Origin of the sequence: Neobacillus kokaensis, from assembly GCF_014656545.1 — a bacterium.
GTDB classification, from domain to species: Bacteria; Bacillota; Bacilli; order Bacillales; family Cytobacillaceae; genus Neobacillus; species Neobacillus kokaensis.
Genome location: NZ_BNDS01000084.1, coordinates 1 through 203 on the forward strand (window position 1 = coordinate 1; position 203 = coordinate 203).

Sequence of the window (203 nt, forward strand, 5' to 3'; positions counted from 1 at the left end):
CTGAGCTACTGCGGAATAATATTATAATGGGCCTAAATGGACTTGAACCATCGACCTCACGCTTATCAGGCGTGCGCTCTAACCAGCTGAGCTATAGGCCCATTTTGGAGCGGGTGATGGGAATCGAACCCACGACAACAGCTTGGAAGGCTGTGGTTTTACCACTAAACTACACCCGCATAAAATGGGGCGGCTGATGGGAA

2 tRNA genes are annotated in these 203 nt (G+C 50.2%); both read right to left on the reverse strand.

Annotated features, from left to right (window positions below):
* Positions 1-27 precede the first annotated feature (27 nt).
* Positions 28-101, reverse strand: a tRNA-Ile gene (locus tag IE222_RS26255).
* A 4-nt stretch (positions 102-105) separates the two neighbouring features.
* Positions 106-179, reverse strand: a tRNA-Gly gene (locus IE222_RS26260).
* Positions 180-203: the final 24 nt, after the last annotated feature.